Genomic DNA, 19,583 nt, shown 5'->3' with positions numbered 1-19,583 from the left:
TAGCGTTAATTATGCTCTTATTCTGTATGCGTTTGTATGAATATTGATTACCAATAATCAGGTATAAACATATAACCTTTACCCCGCACTGTTATTATACCTTGTGGGCGATTAGCATCATCTTTAAGTTTTTTTCGTATTTGCGCTATTTTATTATCGACCGAGCGATCTAAGCCGTCATATTCAATACTTCTCAACGACTGCAATAGCTCCTCACGGCTTAGCACCTGCTCAGCATGTTTAGCTAAGTGCCACAGTAGTGAAAACTCTGAAGGCGTTAGTGGCACTAGTTCATCGTTTAGTTTGCAACGCTGTAGTGGCTCGTTCAACCACAAAGCGCCAAAAATTTTTTCTTTATTTGAATGGGGAGATGGGTTTACTTGGTTTAAACCAGCTGAGTTAATTATTTCAGCAGCACCTTGATTTCTTCGTAACAAGTTTTTAATACGTGCTAGCAGTACGCGAGGTTGAATCGGTTTTTGAACAAAATCGTCAGCACCAATTTCCAGTGCTGCTACTTGATCCATATCATCACCACTCGCCGTCAGCATCAATATTTGACCAGAAAATTGATTTCTAACTTTACGGCATACAGATAAACCATCGAGGCCTGGTAGCATTAAATCAAGCACAACCAGCGAGGGCTCAATAGCGGCTATTTTTTCAACCGCGTCAATACCCGAATGAACAACTACAACATCGAAACCAAAATTTGAGAGATAATTTTTCAATAAAGAGGCTAATTTATCATCATCCTCAACCAGCATAATAGTTTGGATATTCGACATTTTAGATATATAGATCACTTAATAGAATATTAAGCCCAATATAGCAAAATAAAACAAAAGAGGCACTAATAATGCCTCTTCTCAGTCACTTCAAGTGCCTAAATTACTGTAACAAATACTTATCTAATTCAGCTTTTGTCATCACATGTACTGTGTTGTGAGGCGCAGCTTCAATAGTAAAAAAGTAAAACTCTGGTCCCAACTCAGCACCTAACATTTCTCTAAAGAAAGTGAGTTGCGCACCGTGACCTTCATGATCTCTACCTAGTTCGTCAGCTGGCTTGCCTTCAGTACAACACCATGAGTGAACGCCAAGTTTTGCACCTTCGGTATACACTCTTTTAAAGCCCGAAGTGTATAAATCAACACCGCCAGAGTTAACGTCTGAAGTTGCTTCAACCATTGTTGTCAATTGTGCATTACGCACTAGTCTACCTGTATGCATATTAATTGCATCGTTAACTGAACCACTGATTTCTTGTAGTAATAATGTATCAACTTCAGGGTGGTTATTAATCAGATCGGTTATTTGTACGTATGTTTTTGTACCAAGGTCGCCATTAACCATTGCTATAGTGCCAGATACTTCAACCGTACTAGTACCACCTTCGATTAAAGATTCATTAACAGTCAACTTTATTGAAAAATCACCTTTTACAGGGTGGCTAATACTACCTTCATAGGTTGCATTTTCGTTATCATCTTGTGATAGTGAAATGTCTTTGCCAAAAAAGTAATTATCTGCATCAGCCAGTGCCTCATTAATATCTTCCAGTTCAGTTTCCACTACTCGGATAAAATCAACAGGCTGGTTATTTTCAAAATCAAAGCCAAAAAACAAAAAGCCTTTATCATATTGAGCAAAAATTAAATTATCACTTTGACTCATATCTACAAATGTCACTTTGTAAATAGCACCATCAATTTGTAGCTCAACTGCGGCTTGCTGACTTTGATAATTTTCTACATACCGCGCAACATCTTCTGGCTGTATATGGTGTACAGCCTCAGGAAGCGTTGGTGTTGTTGGAGGCGTAGTCGGAGTTGTTGGTGTAGTTGGTGTAGTTGGTGTAGGCGATTTTTTTGAACTACTACCGCAAGCTTGCAATGCAAGTACGATAATTAGTATTGAGGTTATAAGTACTAAGTTTTTCATTATCTAATCCTGTGTCTCTATTAATTGAGCGCATTATGCGGATAAGACATCAAATACAATAGCATCAAATTGTCGTGCAAATGTATGTAAAGCACTTACATTTGCTAAAACGAAATAGTTAACTATTCTACTTTCGTTAAGGTGAATTAAAAAAGCCCTGTAGTTACAGGGCTTATGTTACTTATGTTTATTTAGTTAGGCTTAAATATCTTTAATACCCATATTAAACAAGGTAAAACCGTAAATATCGGCGTACTGATCAATGGTTTTACTGATTGGTGTACCTGCGCCATGACCGGCATCCGTTTCAATGCGAATTAAGGTTGGGTTTGTGCCCGCTTGTTTCGCTTGTAACTCGGCAGCAAACTTAAATGAATGCGCCGGCACTACGCGATCATCATGATCACCGGTTGTCACCATAGTAGCTGGATAATGCGTACCTGCTTTAACATTATGTACCGGTGAATAGCCAAGTAAATAGTTAAACATTTCAGCGTTATCATCCGACTTACCATAGTCGTATGCCCAACCAGCTCCTGAGGTAAAGGTATGGTAACGAAGCATATCAAGTACACCAACCGCAGGTAATGCCACTTTAAATAGTTCAGGACGTTGCGTCATAACTGCGCCAACAAGCAAACCGCCATTAGAGCCGCCCATTACTGCCAGCTTATCTGAAGACGTTACTTTTTCGGCAATTAAGTATTCTGCAGCAGCAATAAAATCATCAAAAACATTTTGCTTTTTCAGCTGTGTGCCTGCGTCGTGCCATTTTTTACCGTATTCACCACCACCACGTAAATTAGCAACAGCGTAAACACCTCCTAACTCTAACCATGCAGCACGTGTTGAACTAAATTGTGGCTGTAAGCTGATATTAAAACCACCGTAACCATAAAGAATGGTTGGGTTAGTACCATCAAGCACTAAACCTTTCTTGTGGGTAATAATCATTGGCACTTTAGTGCCGTCTTTAGAGGTATAGAAAACTTGCTTTGATTCGAAGTTATCGCTATTAAACTTAACTTTCGATTTCATATGCACACTAGATTCGCCAGATTGAAGATCTAAGCTAAAGGTCGTTGAAGGCGTTTTCTGGTTACTAAACGAATAGTAAAGTTTAGTTTGAGATTTTTTACCACTAAAGCCACCAGCCGTTCCTACTTCAGGCAAAGCAATATCACGTACTTTTTTACCATTAAGTTCGTACTGTTGAATAAACGACGTGGCATCTTTCATATACTTAGCAAATAAGAAGCCGCCGCCCGTAGAAACTGACAATACATTTTCAGTTTCAGGAATAACATCTACCCAGTTTTCAGCCGTTGGCTGTTGAGCATTTACCTTCACGACACGTTTATTAGGCGCGTCCATGTTAGTAATAAATAGTAAATCATTACCTTTACTGCTCACTAAGCTAGTGTCTGAGTTGGTATTACCGACAACAGTAACCAATGGCGAGTCTGCCTTTGTTAAGTCTTTAATAAATAATTTATTGCCTGAAGTTGAAACCGCGGCAGAGACCAATAAATAGTTACCATCTTTAGTCACTTCACCGCCAACATAGCGATGTTTTTCAGCCTCAGTTCCGCCGAAAACTAATGCATCTTCTGACTGTGGAGTGCCTAGCTTATGGTAATAAAGTTTGTGTTGATCGGTTTTAGCCGATAGTTCACTGCCTTTAGGTTTGTCGTAGCTTGAATAATAAAAGCCTTCATTACCTACCCAAGACAAACCACTGAATTTAATATCGACTAACTCAGTCTCTATCACTTCTTTAGTTTTGGTATCGATTACTCGTGCTTTACGCCAGTCACTTCCGCCTTCAGAGATCAAGTACACGGCGAGTGAACCATCTTCACTAAATTCAATGCTCGCTAACGACACCGTACCGTCTTCGCTAAACTCATTGGGATTTAGGAAAACTTCTGCAGGGGCATCGCCTTTTTGGCGATATAAAACATATTGATTTTGTAAGCCGTCATTTTTATAAAAATAGTTATAGTCACCTTCAATAAAAGGCATGCCTACTTTTTCATAATCTAACAATGTTGCAAGGCGGGTTTTAATTTTATCGCGGAAAGGAATTTGTGCTAAATAGCCCTGAGTCGTTTTGTTTTGGGCGCTTACCCAATCTGCAGTTTCAGCACTCATATCATCTTCTAACCAACGGTATGGGTCGGCCACTTTAGTGCCAAAATAATCATCCACAACAGCAACTTTTTTAGTTGTTGGATAAACCAAACTGGTACTTTCACTGCTGATATTCGCAACTTGTTCAGTTGCCGCGCTAGGTGCGGTGTCTTGACCACAGGCACTTAAGCCAAACAATGCCAGTAGAATTGCCGAACGTAATACTATTTTTTTAGAATTCATAATTTACCAAATAAGTGAGATTGTTTTTCTTTGCCAGATATCATATGGCAGTATCAGATTGATGTCTATGTCAGGAAAAGTAATTAGGCCAAAGCGGCAAACATATAATAGAATCAATTAACTAAGATACGAGATAAAGTAAAGAAATATGAACATTACCAGCTCAAACCGGCTAAGTTATAAGCTTATTGATGAAAGCGATAGTGAGTTTCTCTACCAACTTGACCAAAATCCTGAAGTCATGCGCTATATCAATGGCGGCGTTGAGACCACACGTGAAGATATCGTTAATAAGTTTATACCTCGCCATAACGCTTATAAAAATCCCAACAAAGGCTGGGGCTTATGGAAAGTAACAATTACAGCAACGAAAGAAAGTATTGGCTGGATTTTAGTGCGCCCAATGGACTTTTTCTCCGATAGGCCCATTTGGCACGATATTGAATTAGGCTGGCGCTTTCTACAATCAACGTGGGGCAAAGGCTATGCATCAGAAGCCGCAATTCATATTCAGCAAGCACTAGCTAAACAGCCTGAAAATAAAATATTTAGTGCGATCGCTATGCATGACAACGCTGGCTCGATTGCAGTAATGAAAAAAGTGGGCATGGAATATGTTAAGTCCTATACTCATTCTGACTCACAACTGGGGGATTTAGATGTGGTGTTATATAGCATGGAAAATACCTCAATATCTAGAAAATATGCTGATCGGTAATGTAGACAAATAACTTAACGAATTACCAAACCTGCTTATTGCCATTCGCTAAAATTAACCTTATTCGCGTTGCTACCATTAACGACAACCTCTATGAATCAGAGACTTTTAAATGGTTGATGGCCATCGATAAGTCCTCATGAGCGTACTCACGAACACAAATACAGGTGATTTTTAATAAACCATTGACAACACAAATGATAATGATTATCATTTGCTTATCTTCTTGGTCGAAGTGGGCGCACTACTACTTAGGCTAATGTTGATACAAGTACGGAGCTTAGTTGTTATGAATTGGGACGTGTTTCAATTAAGTAACGTACTTAACAAAAAATAACTTGATAGCGTTATTTGAAATAAAAAGCCAACTATTCTCCAGTAGTTGGCTTTTTTGCGTTTTATACCCGCTCGACTTAAAAAGATAAATTTTTCCTGTCGATAATACCTTTATACTAGGCATTGTTTGCAGGGAAAGAAAAACAAAAAAACCCAACAAAAGTTGGGCTTTTATCTAATTTAACTACTAGAAAGTTAGCTAAATTTTATCATTAAAAGTGGGAAGTACAACTACACTTTTTCAAATACAGTCGCGATACCTTGGCCTAAACCAATACACATAGTCGCTAAACCAATGTTAACATCTTGTGCTTCCATTAAGTTTATCAAAGTACCTGAAATACGTGTGCCTGAACAGCCTAGAGGGTGGCCTAATGCAATAGCGCCACCGTTCAAGTTGATCATGTCATCCATTTTGTCTTCTAAACCTAATGAACGTACACATGACAACGCTTGGGCAGCAAATGCTTCGTTAAATTCAGCTAATTCGATATCAGCTAACGTTAAACCTGCACGTTGTAGCGCTTTCTTCGTTGCTGGCACTGGGCCAAAGCCCATTGTTGATGGATCGCAACCTGCGATAGCCATACCACGAATTTTAACACGCGGTGTTAAGCCCATCGCTTTAGCACGTTCAGCTGACATCACTAACATTGCTGAAGCGCCATCAGAAAGTGCTGAAGAAGTACCCGCTGTTACCGTACCATTTACCGGATCGAATACCGGACGTAAGCCCGCTAAGCTTTCAACGGTAGTTTCAGGACGAATAACTTCATCATGCTCAATCAGCGTTAAAGCGCCCATCGCATCATGACCTAATGTTGGTACGATTTCGTTAGCCCAACGGCCTTCAAGCGTGGCTTGATGAGCACGTTGATGAGAACGAGCACCAAAAGCATCTTGTTCAGCACGAGTAATACCATGTTGCATACCTAATAACTCAGCGGTTAAGCCCATGTTACCAGCAGCACGCGAGATATGTTTGCTCAATGCAGGATCAAAATCTACATCATACATCATAGGTACATGACCCATGTGCTCAACACCACCAACCATAAACACATCACCTTGACCGGCCATGATATTAGTAGTGGCGTCATGTAATGCTTGCATTGATGAGCCACATAAGCGGTTCACAGTAACAGCACCGGTAGACTTTGGAATATCAGTTAATAGCTGCGCATTACGAGCAATATTGAAACCTTGCTCTTTAGTTTGCTTAACGTTACCCCAGATAATATCTTCAATTAATGCTGGATCAAGATTAGGGTTTCTAACCAATAATTGTTGCATTAAGTGTGCTGATAAAGTTTCAGCACGAACATTACGAAAAACACCAGCTTTTGAGCGCCCCATCGGGGTACGGATGCAATCGACAATAACGACTTCTTTCATGATTTTCTCCTCGCCTAAGCTGTTTTAACGTCGGTTGTAAAATATGACTGACCAGATTTTGCCATTGCGCGCATGCCGTCAGTAACTTGATAAATTTCGCCTAAGTGCGCGTATTTATCTGCCATTGCAATAAAGTTATCTAAACCTAAGGTTTCTAAATAACGAATTGGACCCCCTCTAAATGGCGGGAAACCTAAACCGTAAATTAAGCCCATGTCAGCTTCAGCTGCAGTATCAACTACACCTTCTTCTAAACAACGAACCACTTCATTTACCATAGGAATCATCAAGCGAGCAATAGTTTCGTCTTGAGTGAAGTCTTTTTTATCTACGCCAGTAAATAAGTCATAAGCTGCTTGTGCTGCAACTTTTGTTGGGCGACCGCGCTTATCTTTACCGTAATCGTAGAAGCCTTTACCATTTTTCTGGCCTAAACGTTTTTCGTTATATAAAGCGCTTACTGGGTCATTATCAATTTTAGTCATACGTGTTGGGAAACCAGCAGACATAACACCCGTACAGTGATCTGCCGTATCAATACCGACAACATCAAGTAAGTATGCTGGGCCCATAGGCCAGCCAAATTGTTTTTCCATGACTTTATCAACAGCAACGAAATCAGCACCTTCTAACACTAATTGGCTAAAGCCGGCAAAGTATGGGAATAAAACACGGTTGATATAAAAACCAGGACAGTCGTTAACAACGATAGGTGATTTACCCATTTTCGCCGCGTAGGCTACAACAGCAGCAACGGTTTCATCTGAGGTTTCTTTACCACGAATAACTTCAACTAGTGGCATTTTGTTTACCGGGTTGAAGAAATGCATGCCACAAAATTTGTCTTTACGTTTTACGCTTTCTGCCAGTAAATCAATAGAAATAGTTGAAGTATTTGAAGTAACAATAGCATCATCGCTAACGTAGCTTTCAACTTCAGCTAAAACCATGGCTTTAACTTTTGGATTTTCTACTACAGCTTCAACAACAATATCTACATCTTTAACGCTGTCGTAGCTTAATGATGGTGTGATGTTATTTAACACACCAGCCATTTTCTTGGCATTCATACGGCCACGTTCAACTTGCTTACTTAAAATACCGGCAGCTGTTGTTAAACCTAGGTCAAGCGCTTGGTCGTTAATATCTTTCATGATGATTGGCGTGCCTTTATAAGCAGACTGGTATGCAATACCGCCGCCCATAATACCCGCACCCAATACGGCCGCTTTATTAACGGCTTTAGTTGCTTGCTTACCCGCTTTTTTAGCTTTACTTTTAACTACTTGATCAGCCATAAATAGGCCAATTTGCGCCGTAGCTGAATCAGTTTTTGCTAATTTTGCAAAACCTGCGTTTTCTAATGCCATTGCGCCAGCACGGTCTAAGCCTGCAGCTGCTTCAATGGTTTTAACCATCGCCATTGGCGCTGGGTAATGTTTACCAGCTTTAGCAGCGATCATACCTTTACAGGTATTGAAGGTCATAATAGTTTCTACTGGAGAAAGCTTTAACGCTTCTAGCTTAGGTTGACGTTTAGCACGCCAGTCTAGTTTGCCCGCAATTGCTTGATTCAGCATTTTTAAAGCCGCTTCACGTAAATGCTCAGGCGCAACTACGGCATCAAGTAAACCTACAGCCATTGCTTGCTCAGCTTTAAACGCTTTACCTGTTGACATCCACTCAACAGCGTTATCAGCACCAATAACACGTGGTAAACGCACGGTGCCACCAAAACCTGGTATTAAGCCTAATTTAACCTCAGGTAAACCAATTGAACATGTTGTATCAGCAATACGGTAGTCACAAGCTAAACTCATTTCACAACCGCCGCCTAACGCAAAGCCATTAATGGCAACTACAGTTGGTAGCTTAATATCTTCAAACGAATCAAAAACATCTGATCCTTCTTTGATCCAAGGTATTAATTCAGCTTCTGGCTTTTTAAATATCTCTAAAAATTCGGTGATATCAGCACCAACGATGAAAGAAGACTTACCTGAAGTAACCAGTACCCCTTTTGCTTCACTGCAATTATTAATCGCATCAACTACAGCGATATACTCTTTAAACGTTGCCTGATCAAACTTGTTAACTGAGCCTTGCGCATCGAATTTAAATTCGACAATGCCGTCATCTAACAACTGGGCAGAAAGGCTTTTGCCTTGAAATAACATGCCTACTCTCCTGACTTTTAATGGATCTTATCTAGATCGATTGACTGGTAAATACGTAATCATAGATTACTACCAAGCGTGTGAATATTTAGTTTACTCATCAAATACAAGAAATAAGTAAAAGAAATAAAGTGCCAATGAGTTTGCCTTGAAAGGAAAGGGAAAGCAAATTTTTTTAAACAGGTGTTTTAATTAACTGTATTAAAGTTGTCATACAACAAATACCCGCCATTGAATCATTAGTCCGCAGGTCTTTAAAAGCAAGCCTTAGCAACACTTACATCAAACTTACTTAAGACGACCACGAGTACCTCTTTGTTCATTTTTTTTCATTTTATTCAACAATTCCTGCTCAATATCTATCCCCTGCCAGTGGGCAATATCCAAAACCCTTAAAACAATATCTGCTAACTCTTCTGCAAAATTATCTGTTGGGCTTTCACCGCGACATTCGTTAATCGCTTCTCCAACTTCCGAGGCGACTAAAGCAAGCGCCTCTAAGGTAGTTTTGTTATGCCAGCCCATTCGCTCAACCCAGTCATAATTTTGCTTGGCTAGTTGATTAATATTCATAAATACCTCAAAAGTAGTGATTTCGTTCGTCGTGTATTTTACAGACAATTAACTTACAATGGTGTGTCGCTGTCAACACAACACTGCTGGATTTATAATGTCATTACCCGCTAAATTGCGTACCCCAGAAAACTTACTACTTGCCATGGCGTTTATTATGCCGTTAGTTTTTTCAGTTTGGATGGCTTTATTGAATAATTTCGTAGTTGAACAAGCCAATTTTACCGGTGTTGAAATAGGTATATTACAAAGTTTAAGAGAAGTTCCTGGTTTTCTTGCTTTTACTGTTATTTACGTTTTGTTATTTATTAAAGAGCAAAAATTAGCGTTAGTTGCTTTAGGCTTAACAAGTTTAGGCGTTGCGGCAACTGGCTTTTTCCCCTCGGCGATTGGCCTTTATCTTACGACGATTATTATGTCTGTAGGTTTCCATTACTTTGAGACTGTTAATCAGTCTCTGACCTTACAATGGGTTGATAAAACTAAAACCGCTCACTTTCTAGGCCGTGCTTTGTCGGTAAAATCTATTGCCTCATTAATGGCATTTTCCAGTATTTGGCTGTTAATGGAACAGTTTTCGTGGAGCTATAAATCAACTTACGTGTTATTCGGTGGTATTGCATTAGTGTTTACCATTGCTCTAGCTTTATTGTTTCCTCACTTCCCACAGCCAACCGAACAATCTCGCAAGTTAATCTTACGTAAACGTTATTTACTATTTTACGCGTTAACATTTTTCAGTGGTGCTCGTAGACAGATTTTTGTCGTATTTGCCGGTTTTTTAATGGTAGAAAAATTCCACTATAGCGTTGCAGATGTTAGCGCATTATTCCTCATTAACTATGTATTTAATTGGTTATTTGCCGCTAAAATTGGCCAATTTATTGGTCGGGTCAGTGAACGTAATGTGCTACGTTTTGAATATATTGGCTTAACCATCCTTTTTATTCTTTACGGCTTAGTCGAAAATGCCAATATCGCTGCTGTGCTTTATGTTGTTGACCACTTATTTTTCGCCTTAGCCATCGCAATAAAAACCTATTTTCAAAAAATTGCACAGCCAGAAGATATTGCTGCCAGTGCCGGTATTAGCTTTTCTATTAACCATATCGCTGCCGTAGTTATACCGGCTTTACTCGGTATGGTGTGGATAGTGAATGCTTCATGGGTGTTTTATATTGGTGCTGGGTTTGCTTGTTGCTCATTAATATTAACCTTGTTCATGCCTTACTCACCGCAATTGAATGTTGAATTTCGCACAAAAGAAAAGGCACTTATAAAATAAGTGCCTTATAGGTTGCAATGATATACATTTTTACTCAAGTCGATAAGTTATATTGGGTTATCTATTTCTTTTTTCTAAACAAATAAAGAACTCATCTGCTGGCATAGGCTTAGCATAATAAAAGCCCTGTACCTCATCACAACCTAAAGCTTTTAATTCAACTTCTTGCTCGATGCTCTCTATCCCCTCAGCAATAACTTTTAAGTTCATTTGTTTGCCTAAGTTAATAATAGTGTCAGCTATAATTGAACCGCCAGGTTCAGCAATGTCATTAACAAAAGAACGATCTACTTTTAATCGATCCAAAGGAAGTTTCTGTAGATAACTTAACGATGAAAAGCCGGTACCAAAATCATCAAGCGCAATACTAATGCCTTGTGCCTTTAACTGCACTAAAGCATCAATAATAACTTGTGGCTCATCCATTAAAACATTTTCAGTAATTTCTAACTCCAACTTACTCGGATCAACCTTATTTAGCTGTGTTATTTCAATAACTTTATCAACAAAGTTACCACGTTTAAATTGAGGGATAGACACATTAACTGAAATACTAACATCTTCAAATTTACTTTCAGCAAGTCGTTGTAGTTGTTGGCAAGCTTGATCAACAACCCAGTTACCTATTTCAATAATTAAGCCAGAGTACTCCGCTAAGGGAATAAATACTGCAGGAGAAATAAACTTACCTTCAGCTGTTTTCCAGCGCAATAAGGCTTCTGCACCAATTATTTTCCCGGTAGTTAAACTCAGCTGTGGTTGATACCAGAGCTCTAAACGGTTATCAGCGAAATCGGTACGTAATTGTCTTATCATACCTAAACGCCAAAGTGTTTTATCTTCCATTTCTTGATGGTAATAAACAAACGGCTCTTGCAGGGATTTTTTGGCGAGGTTAAGCGCTATATTGATTTGATTTAAAACTTTTACTCCACGCGTTCCAGCCGACTTTTTTGAACAAAAGCCAAAACTAGCACTAATAGGTAAATTTTGCTCCCCTGCCGCAAATGGCTGGTTAAATAATGCCATTAAGGTTTCAGGGTTAACACTTTCCTTTGGTCCAATAATACCAAAAACATCAGCGCCAATTCGAGCTAAATGGTTCTTTTCGCTTAATGCTCGTATACGTGCAGAAACAGCCATCAGTAATTGGTTACCAATATCTTGTCCTAGACCATCGTTAATGTCACTGAAGTGATTAATATCAACTAATGCAGTGACTAAGTTGTCATCGTCGCTTTGACAAAAACCATCTAATAAATTAACAAAATCTAATCTGTTTGGTAATTCAGTTAACCAATCTTTATAAGCGGCATTTCGTAGCTTTTGAAATAAATGCACATTTTCATAACCCGTAGCGATATTGGTTAGAAAAACTTCGATAAGCTGCATTTCAATTGTTGTTAAGGCTTGTTCTAACTCTAAATGAATTACAGCTCTAAAACCGCCACTGGCAAAATAAAACGAGGTAGAGCTTGCATTAAAGAAATGTTGCTTTTGTTGAAAACAACTGGTTATTTGACTAGCAGTATCGCGATTATCGAGTGCAATAAGCTTTTGGTTCAATTTAGATTCTGCTAATCCTTCTTGACCAAGGATGTATAAGCTCAAATCATCAGCACCTTCAACAATGCCTTGACCGCGAGCACAGAAAATACTCGTGGTGCTATCAACTAACTTTTTAAATTCTGTCAATACACCTTGTGCATAATCATGAACAGTATGTTGCTCTAATAGATTAGCAGCAGCACAAATTATTTTTTCTAAACCTTTTCTGTTTTTAGTAACAGAATCAATTTGTTGATATGAACGAATCGCAGCATAAACCGTTGTTACTAACTTACGACGCGTTAGCTCTGTTTTTGTTTTGTAATCGTTGATATCGTAATCTTTAATGACACTTTCTTCAGGTGCATAACCCGGTTGCCCCGTGCGCAAAACAATACGAATGTCATCACGTTTTAATTCTTCGCGTATATATTTAACAACCGTAAGACCTGCATCATCACTTTCCATCACAACATCAAGTAACACGAGAACAATATCGTCATGCTCTACAATTAATTTACAAGCGTCTTGGCCTGAATAAGCATGTAGGTACTCTAAATGACGTCCTAAAACTACCAGGTCAGATAAAGCAAGTTGAGTCACTGAGTGAATCTCAGGATCGTCGTCGACAATTAGAACTTTCCAAGTATCCCTTATAGCGGAATCTAGTATTTCATCTTCTTCGCTATCATCGATAAACAAAAAATCATCGTTCGTATTTTCTGAAACTTGCATATCATCCTCAATGCACTAGTAAACTTCAACTAGTAGAATTTTTGAACATCAATTTAGTTAAAAATTGTCTTATTATATAATACATAATAAAAGTCGAATTACTATTATTCAACATTTCGTTTTAATATTATTTACCCTATAGCTTACATTTCATGGGAAATTATATTTTTGTACAAATAACAGCACAAGATAAAATTATAAACATTTGTAAAACAAGAATAATATATATCCCTTTAAAAAACACGATAAATATATATCAGAATGAGTAAAGTCTAAGTTTACGCTATAATTAGTTTCCACTCGGTGTTATGTTGGATTTTCCAGCACTTTATAGGTTAAGGGATATACAGTGGCATCAAATTCGATTAAAGAAGATACAATAACTGCACATTCTGTGGAACAGGATACACATATCGTCGAGCATGAACAAGCCCAAAATGTTGAAAAAAGTAATTCAAACTCAAGCGCTAATGCTTCTTCACAACAACAACTGTTAGGCTTTGCAAAAAAGTTTTCCCTTGATGCCCAGTTCTTACCCGAAAGCAAACAAGCACCATTAGAAGATCGAGCTTATCGTCGAAAAAAGTTAGATGAGTTACGCCAACAAAAAAATATGGAAGAAATTATGTTACGTGCTGCTCAGTATTGTTCTGACGCCACGATTACTGACCGAGCTGACCAAGACTGGTTTAGTCACTTTGTCAGACTTGCTGAGGGTATCAGTAATAAAACTATGCAGAATTTATGGGCAAAAATTTTAGCTGGTGAAATATCTCACCCAGGGTCTTATTCTTTAAAAACTTTACAGATGTTTAGAACCATGAGTATCACCGAAGCAAAATTGTTGGCAAAAGCTTGTAGCTTAGCTGTTAGTGATTGCCGAAAGAAAAACATTAGAGTGATCAGTGGCGGCTATCAAATTCCAAAGTTCTTCAACTTTTTTAATCGTCAACGACAACAGCGGCTAGATCTCAATCAAGCAGGGTTAAGCTACGCTGATATTTTGACCTTGGCAGATAATCACTTAGTATTTGAACAAGAGGCAGAGAGCCATGCGCTTGCTAAGGGAGAGAAAATACAGTTTAACTACAATGGCAAACCGCTCAGCTTTACAGCTAAAAAAAACGACGCTATTTTAACCTTCTATAAATTCACTCCTATTGGTACTGAACTCGCGCATCTAGTTAGTGATAGTATAGATGATAACTACCTAACAACAATGAAAACACAGTTAGCTGAAAACTTTATTATTGAAGGCTAACAAAGAAAAAAGAATGTAATAAATACATTCTTTTTTATCGCTATTTATTAAATACCGTCACCGTCTGTATGTAAGCCACATTCTCGCTGCATGCCGGAAAAACGGGTATCACTTTCATCCATTCCAGCTGTTAATGGCTTTGTACTATGCACATCGCCAACAGACACATAACCTTCTTCCCATAATGGGTGATAAGGTAAATTATTCGATGTTAAATATTGATGCACATCTTTATTTGTCCAATCAATTATGGGATGCACCTTAAAGCGGCCACGTAAAATACTGACAACAGATAAGCCTTCACGGTGACTAGATTGTTGTCGACGAACACCTGAAAACCAAGTACCTGCCTGTAGTTCACTTAAGCCACGCTCTAATGGTTCAACTTTGTTACGTCGATTATAAGCTTTTAAAGCAGTTTCATCTGTAGCCCACTCTTGACCATATTTAGCTTGTTGCCATGCTGCACTTTCTTTGGCGCTGTACACTTGTAAGTTTAGCTTTAAGCGGTCAGTCATTTGCTCAATAAATTGATAAGTTTCAGGAAACAAGTGACCAGTATCGGTTATTAATACAGGTATATTTGGATCTATTTGTGTCAACATATGCAACATAACAGCTGACTGAATACCAAAGCTAGACGACAAAACAAATTGCGATGGCAAATTTTCCATTGCCCACTCTACTCGCTGTGTCGCTGACTGCTTTTCTAACAATTCATTCCACTGTTTTAGCCAAGGCTCAGGTAGCGATGCTGGAAATCGATTATTAATCACCGGAGGTGTACTAGCTTCAATGATATTAGTCATGAAAATCTCGCTTACTTACTTTGACTTCTTTGATAATACCAACACGAATAACAAAGTCGCCAAAAGCTTCTGCCGTGTTTCGTTCTGCAACCCAGCGTTCAACTAAAGTGTCTATTTCTTGCAAAATATCTTCTTCATTAAGGTTTTCTTTATACATTTTAGGCACGCGCGTACCAGCAACGTTACCACCTAAGTGCATGTTATATTTGCTAGGTCCTTTACCAACTAAACCTATTTCAGCAAGCATAGCTCGGCCACAGCCATTAGGACATCCAGTTACGCGTAAGATAATGCTCTCATCAGCAACGTTATGCTTAGCAAGTATTGCTTCAACATCAGTAACTAAACTTGGTAAGTACCTTTCTGCTTCAGCCATTGCTAAAGGACAAGTTGGAAAAGCAACACAAGCCATTGAATTTTTACGTTGCACTGATGTACCATCAGAAATTAAGCCATGAGCTCGAGCTATACGCTCTATTTCAGCCTTATCTTCACTTGCAACACCAGCAATAATTAAATTCTGGTTGGCTGTCATTCTAAAATCACCTTTATGGATTTTAGCAATTTCTGCTACACCCGTTTTTAAAGGTAAATTAGGCTTATCAAGCAAACGCCCATTTTCAATAAATAACGCTAAGTGATGTTTACCGTCAAAACCTTCAGTCCAACCGATTCGGTCGCCACGGCCAGTAAACTCATATGGACGACTTTCAGCAAAAGTGATACCTGCACGCTGCTCTACTTCGGCTTTAAAAGTATCAACACCAACTCGGTCAAGCGTGTACTTGGTTTTAGCATTTTTACGATTAACACGGTTACCCCAATCACGTTGAGTCGTCACAACAGCGGCAGCCACATCTAAGGTTTTAGCTAATTCAACAAAACCAAAATCATCAGCTTTACGTGGATAGGTTGATTTATCACCGTGGGTCATGGCTAAGCCACCACCAACTAAAACGTTAAAGCCGATTAACTTACCGTTTTCGGCTATAGCAATAAAATTTAAGTCGTTAGCATGTACGTCAACATCATTTTGCGGGGGAATAACCACTGTTGTTTTAAACTTACGAGGTAAATAATTTGAGCCTAAAATAGGCTCGACAACTTCACCATTTGCGCCTTCTTCAATTTTTTCCCCATCTAACCAAATCTCTGCATAAGCACGTGTTTTTGGTAATAAATGTTCACTAATTTTTTTAGCCCATTCATAAGCTTCTTGATGAAGTTCAGATTCAACAGGGTTAGTCGTACACAGTACATTACGATTAACATCACCCGCAGTTGCAATAGAATCAATGCCATATTCATTCAAGGTTTGATGCATCAATTTGATATTTGGCTTCAATACACCGTGAAATTGAAAAGTTTGGCGTGTTGTAATCCGAATACTGCCATAGCTAGTTTTTTCTTGAGCAAATTTATCAATTGCTAGCCATTGTGTTGGCGTGATAATACCGCCAGGCATACGAGCACGTAGCATAACATTATGTAGCGGCTCTAACTTTTGCTTAGTACGCTCATTTCTAATATCACGATCATCTTGTTGATACATACCATGCGTTCTGATCAACTGAAAGTTGTCGGCAGTAAAACCACCAGTAACGTTATCTTTTAAGTCTTCGGCTATTGTACCGCGTAAGAAGTTACTTTCTGCCTTTAAACGTTCATTATCAGCATGTTTACCTTCAACAATTAACGGTCCATTAGCTTGATTTTGTTCAGTTAAATCAGTCATTAGTATACATCCTTCTGATAACGCTTCGCGTTACGTAAATCTTTTAAGTAAGCCGTTGCTTGCTCTTCAGACAATTTGCCTTGTGTTGCTATAATATCAAGCAATGTTGCTTCTACATCTTTTGCCATTCGGCTCATATCACCACAAACATAGATATGTGCACCACGCTCTAACCATGAAAATACTTCAGCCGCATTTTCGCGTAACCTGTCTTGTACATAGATTTTATCGGCTTGATCACGAGAGAAAGCTAAATCAATTTTAGTTAATAGGCCTGACTTAAGGTAGCTCTGCCACTCAATTTGGTATAAAAAATCTTGCGTAAATGTTTGGTCACCAAAAAATAACCAGTTTTCACCTGAAGCTTCTGTTGCTTCTCGCTCTTGCATGAAGGCTCTAAAAGGTGCGACACCTGTACCAGGTCCGATCATAATCACTGGTGTATTACTATCTGCAGGTAATCTAAAGTTATCATTGTGTTCAATAAACACTTTAACTTCACCGCCCTCATCTAATCCATTTGCTAGAAATCCTGAGGCGCCACCTTGACGGTGAGCGTCACCTGCCTGATATTGAACCAGACCAACAGTTAAGTGTACTTCTTCCTCTACTTCACTTTGTGAAGAAGCTATCGAATAAAGTCTTGGGGTGATTTTTCGCAAAGCATCAACAAATTCTTGAGCCGTTAATTGAGCCGTAGCAGCCAATGGCGCTGATTTAACAACGTCTACAACCTGATGATTACCAGCATATTCACGTACAGCGGCTTTATCATTCAATAGCGCAAGCAGATCTGATGATTGTGACTTATTTGCCCAGTACTCGATAAAGTTTATTGAAGTTTGCGTTATTTCAAACTTTGTCGTTAGTGCTTCAGCTAAGGTTAGACTCTCGTCTGCGACGACAACTTTATCTGCTGAATTCAACTTAAGCGCTAGTATAAGCTCTTCAACAAGCAAAGCTGAGTTATCAAACCAAACACCTAATGCATCACCTGGTTGATAGGTTAAACCCGACTCACCCAAGTCTATTTCAATATGTCTGACATCTTTAGCTGAATCCCGTCCGGTAATTTTCTGACTTACTAGCAACTCAGCTGCATATGGGCTTTGTTTTGTATATTGTGATTCCGTACTGACAACATTAGATAATGAAACAACATTGCTTGAAGCTGTTTCACTTGCAAGCATTGCTTTAGCTTCTGCAATTACCTCTGTCGACCAAGTTGTTGCATCAACATCATAATCAACATCACAATCGACACGAGGAGCTAACCTTTTTGCACCTAATTTTTCTAAATACAAATCAAAGTCTTTACCTGTTTGGCAGAAAAACTCATAGCTGGTATCACCGAGAGCTAGCACGCTATAGTGCATATGCTCAAGGTTAGGTGCCTTTTTCGAGGCAAGAAATTCATGTAGTGCAATAGCATCATCTGGTGCTTCGCCTTCACCATTAGTACTTGTCACGATCAATAAATGTGTAATATTTTTAATCGCTTTGGGCTTTATCTCACCCATACTTTTCAGTTCAACAGTTAAGCCTTCAGCAGTTGCTTTAGCCGCTAAGCTCTTTGCTACACCTTTGGCATTACCTGTTTGAGAACCATATAAAATAGTTAACGTGGCTTGCTCAGCAGGTGCCGTTTCTGAAGCGATTACATCATTAACACCGCCCTCTGCTTTTGCGGCTAAGTAACCACTAGCCCATGCTAGCTGCAAAGGAGATAGATCGTTAATACTTTGTTTAAAAGATGCTAGCTGATTGGTATCAAGCATAGTTTGATTTAAGTTTTGCTTTTCCGGCAACATGTCGAATATACGCCCATTACTAATTAATGATGCAAGAGTAGTCTCTTTTCTGTCGAAAGAAAAAGAATAGAAAGGGCTTTTTTATTCTAAAATAGAATATAGAGGGAACACCATTACATATAGATTGAGGTTTATTGAGATAAATAGTGTGCTCATCACAGCCTCAAGAAAAATTTTTATTACCAAATTGCATCATCAGAATAGTTGGAGTTTAGTGTTTACTGCTAAAGATCAGAAAGCCCCCCCTCTTTACTACCGGCGCTAACACGCTTGGCGTACAGGAATACTCATGCCTTGGATGCACGAATGCACTAGAGCGGTCACTTCTGCATCTGTGTATATGGTCAATTTCCGACAAAGATGAAGGAAATCAGTTCAACGCAGGAGCAGTTGCAGAGTGTTCAAGGGGGCTACGGCGCAATTTATTATTTACACGCCAGAAAGCAAAAAACCCGTAGCGTTAGCTACGGGTTTCTCTTAATAGAAGCCTAGCAATGTCCTACTCTCACATGGGAACTCCCACACTACCATCGGCGCTAACACGTTTCACTTCTGAGTTCGGAATGGGATCAGGTGGGGCCATGTCGCTATTGTCGCTAGACAAAAAAGGTACAATCTTGAAAGCCGACGTGCATGGATGCACTAACGTCGATAATGTTCATGGATGAACGTTTTTATCGACGCTACAGTAAAACCTAGGCTCTACTTTATATAAATACGTGTTTCGAACTCTTATTCAATGCTTTATGTACGTGTCACTCTTGCGAGTGTTTAGTCAAACTTACCTACAATCTTTAAAACCACTTGGGTGTTGTATGGTTAAGCCTCACGGGTAATTAGTATTGGTTAGCTCAATGCCTCGCAGCACTTCCACACCCAA

13 protein-coding genes and 1 rRNA gene are annotated in these 19,583 nt (G+C 39.0%); 3 read left to right on the top strand and 11 right to left on the bottom strand.

The annotated features are described in order from the left end of the window. Positions 1-47: 47 nt before the first annotated feature. The 3 genes from B0169_RS16240 to B0169_RS16230 all read right to left on the bottom strand — a co-directional run bounded on the left by B0169_RS16240 (position 48) and on the right by B0169_RS16230 (position 4,320). The gene (locus tag B0169_RS16240) at positions 48-788 is read right to left on the bottom strand and encodes a response regulator (RefSeq protein WP_077287742.1); all 741 of its coding nucleotides are present in this window, start codon (positions 786-788) and stop codon (positions 48-50) included. Between the two features lie 103 nt (positions 789-891). Beyond that, the gene (locus B0169_RS16235) at positions 892-1,944 is read right to left on the bottom strand and encodes a hypothetical protein (protein WP_077287740.1); all 1,053 of its coding nucleotides are present in this window, start codon (positions 1,942-1,944) and stop codon (positions 892-894) included. 201 nt (positions 1,945-2,145) lie between these two features. Further along, positions 2,146-4,320 carry a prolyl oligopeptidase family serine peptidase gene (locus B0169_RS16230; RefSeq protein WP_077287738.1) on the bottom strand — a complete coding sequence of 725 codons (2,175 nt, stop codon included), beginning with the start codon at positions 4,318-4,320 and terminating at the stop codon, positions 2,146-2,148. A 148-nt stretch (positions 4,321-4,468) separates the two neighbouring features. On the opposite strand from B0169_RS16230, the gene B0169_RS16225 reads away from it, so the two are divergent. Further along, positions 4,469-5,038 carry a GNAT family N-acetyltransferase gene (locus tag B0169_RS16225; RefSeq protein WP_077287736.1) on the top strand — a complete coding sequence of 190 codons (570 nt, stop codon included), beginning with the start codon at positions 4,469-4,471 and terminating at the stop codon, positions 5,036-5,038. A 567-nt stretch (positions 5,039-5,605) separates the two neighbouring features. Here B0169_RS16225 and fadA read toward each other — a convergent pair. The 3 genes from fadA to B0169_RS16210 form a co-directional block, all read right to left on the bottom strand. After that, a complete protein-coding gene (gene fadA / locus B0169_RS16220) occupies positions 5,606-6,769 on the bottom strand; it encodes an acetyl-CoA C-acyltransferase FadA (protein ID WP_077287734.1) in 1,164 nt (387 codons plus the stop codon). A gap of 14 nt (positions 6,770-6,783) precedes the next feature. Beyond that, entirely contained in the window at positions 6,784-8,946 is a 2,163-nt protein-coding gene (fadB, locus tag B0169_RS16215; protein WP_077287732.1) for a fatty acid oxidation complex subunit alpha FadB, read from the bottom strand. A 288-nt stretch (positions 8,947-9,234) separates the two neighbouring features. Then, complete coding sequence (locus B0169_RS16210; RefSeq protein WP_077287730.1) at positions 9,235-9,519, bottom strand: MazG nucleotide pyrophosphohydrolase domain-containing protein; 285 nt, start codon at positions 9,517-9,519, stop codon at positions 9,235-9,237. Between the two features lie 97 nt (positions 9,520-9,616). Between B0169_RS16210 and B0169_RS16205 the strand changes: the two genes are divergently transcribed. Continuing rightward, the gene (locus B0169_RS16205) at positions 9,617-10,804 is read left to right on the top strand and encodes an MFS transporter (RefSeq protein WP_077287729.1); all 1,188 of its coding nucleotides are present in this window, start codon (positions 9,617-9,619) and stop codon (positions 10,802-10,804) included. Between the two features lie 57 nt (positions 10,805-10,861). On the opposite strand, the gene B0169_RS16200 is transcribed toward B0169_RS16205, so the two are convergent. After that, complete coding sequence (locus B0169_RS16200; RefSeq protein ID WP_077287727.1) at positions 10,862-13,087, bottom strand: bifunctional diguanylate cyclase/phosphodiesterase; 2,226 nt, start codon at positions 13,085-13,087, stop codon at positions 10,862-10,864. Between the two features lie 349 nt (positions 13,088-13,436). Here B0169_RS16200 and B0169_RS16195 point away from each other — a divergent pair, with 349 nt between their 5' ends. Next, the gene (locus B0169_RS16195; protein ID WP_077287725.1) at positions 13,437-14,348 is read left to right on the top strand and encodes a TIGR03899 family protein; all 912 of its coding nucleotides are present in this window, start codon (positions 13,437-13,439) and stop codon (positions 14,346-14,348) included. A gap of 47 nt (positions 14,349-14,395) precedes the next feature. Here the strand turns inward: B0169_RS16195 and B0169_RS16190 are convergent, their stop codons facing one another. From B0169_RS16190 to rrf, 4 genes are all read right to left on the bottom strand, one after another. Further along, positions 14,396-15,157 carry a phosphoadenylyl-sulfate reductase gene (locus B0169_RS16190; protein ID WP_077287723.1) on the bottom strand — a complete coding sequence of 254 codons (762 nt, stop codon included), beginning with the start codon at positions 15,155-15,157 and terminating at the stop codon, positions 14,396-14,398. Continuing rightward, entirely contained in the window at positions 15,150-16,892 is a 1,743-nt protein-coding gene (gene cysI / locus B0169_RS16185; protein ID WP_077287721.1) for an assimilatory sulfite reductase (NADPH) hemoprotein subunit, read from the bottom strand. Before cysI ends, B0169_RS16190 begins: the two co-directional genes overlap by 8 nt. Continuing rightward, the gene (locus B0169_RS16180) at positions 16,892-18,703 is read right to left on the bottom strand and encodes an assimilatory sulfite reductase (NADPH) flavoprotein subunit (protein WP_077287718.1); all 1,812 of its coding nucleotides are present in this window, start codon (positions 18,701-18,703) and stop codon (positions 16,892-16,894) included. Before B0169_RS16180 ends, cysI begins: the two co-directional genes overlap by 1 nt. Before the next feature lie 486 nt (positions 18,704-19,189). Continuing rightward, positions 19,190-19,304: ribosomal RNA gene (gene rrf, locus B0169_RS16175) — 5S ribosomal RNA — on the bottom strand. Positions 19,305-19,583 lie beyond the last annotated feature (279 nt).

The sequence above is a fragment of the Cognaticolwellia aestuarii genome, from assembly GCF_002000025.1.
GTDB classification, from domain to species: Bacteria; Pseudomonadota; Gammaproteobacteria; order Enterobacterales; family Alteromonadaceae; genus Cognaticolwellia; species Cognaticolwellia aestuarii.
This window is presented reverse-complemented; position numbering and strand designations above follow the sequence as displayed.

Excerpts from the sequence above, each read along its gene's own strand:
- B0169_RS16205 (WP_077287729.1), top strand. The coding sequence starts at position 9,617 with ATGTCATTACCCGCTAAATTGCGTACCCCAGAAAACTTACTACTTGCC.
- B0169_RS16240 (WP_077287742.1), bottom strand. The coding sequence starts at position 788 with ATGTCGAATATCCAAACTATTATGCTGGTTGAGGATGATGATAAATTA.
- B0169_RS16230 (WP_077287738.1), bottom strand. The coding sequence starts at position 4,320 with ATGAATTCTAAAAAAATAGTATTACGTTCGGCAATTCTACTGGCATTG.
- B0169_RS16225 (WP_077287736.1), top strand. The coding sequence starts at position 4,469 with ATGAACATTACCAGCTCAAACCGGCTAAGTTATAAGCTTATTGATGAA.
- B0169_RS16235 (WP_077287740.1), bottom strand. The coding sequence starts at position 1,944 with ATGAAAAACTTAGTACTTATAACCTCAATACTAATTATCGTACTTGCA.
- cysI (WP_077287721.1), bottom strand. The coding sequence starts at position 16,892 with ATGACTGATTTAACTGAACAAAATCAAGCTAATGGACCGTTAATTGTT.
- B0169_RS16210 (WP_077287730.1), bottom strand. The coding sequence starts at position 9,519 with ATGAATATTAATCAACTAGCCAAGCAAAATTATGACTGGGTTGAGCGA.
- fadA (WP_077287734.1), bottom strand. The coding sequence starts at position 6,769 with ATGAAAGAAGTCGTTATTGTCGATTGCATCCGTACCCCGATGGGGCGC.
- B0169_RS16180 (WP_077287718.1), bottom strand. The coding sequence starts at position 18,703 with ATGTTGCCGGAAAAGCAAAACTTAAATCAAACTATGCTTGATACCAAT.
- B0169_RS16190 (WP_077287723.1), bottom strand. The coding sequence starts at position 15,157 with ATGACTAATATCATTGAAGCTAGTACACCTCCGGTGATTAATAATCGA.
- B0169_RS16200 (WP_077287727.1), bottom strand. The coding sequence starts at position 13,087 with ATGCAAGTTTCAGAAAATACGAACGATGATTTTTTGTTTATCGATGAT.
- fadB (WP_077287732.1), bottom strand. The coding sequence starts at position 8,946 with ATGTTATTTCAAGGCAAAAGCCTTTCTGCCCAGTTGTTAGATGACGGC.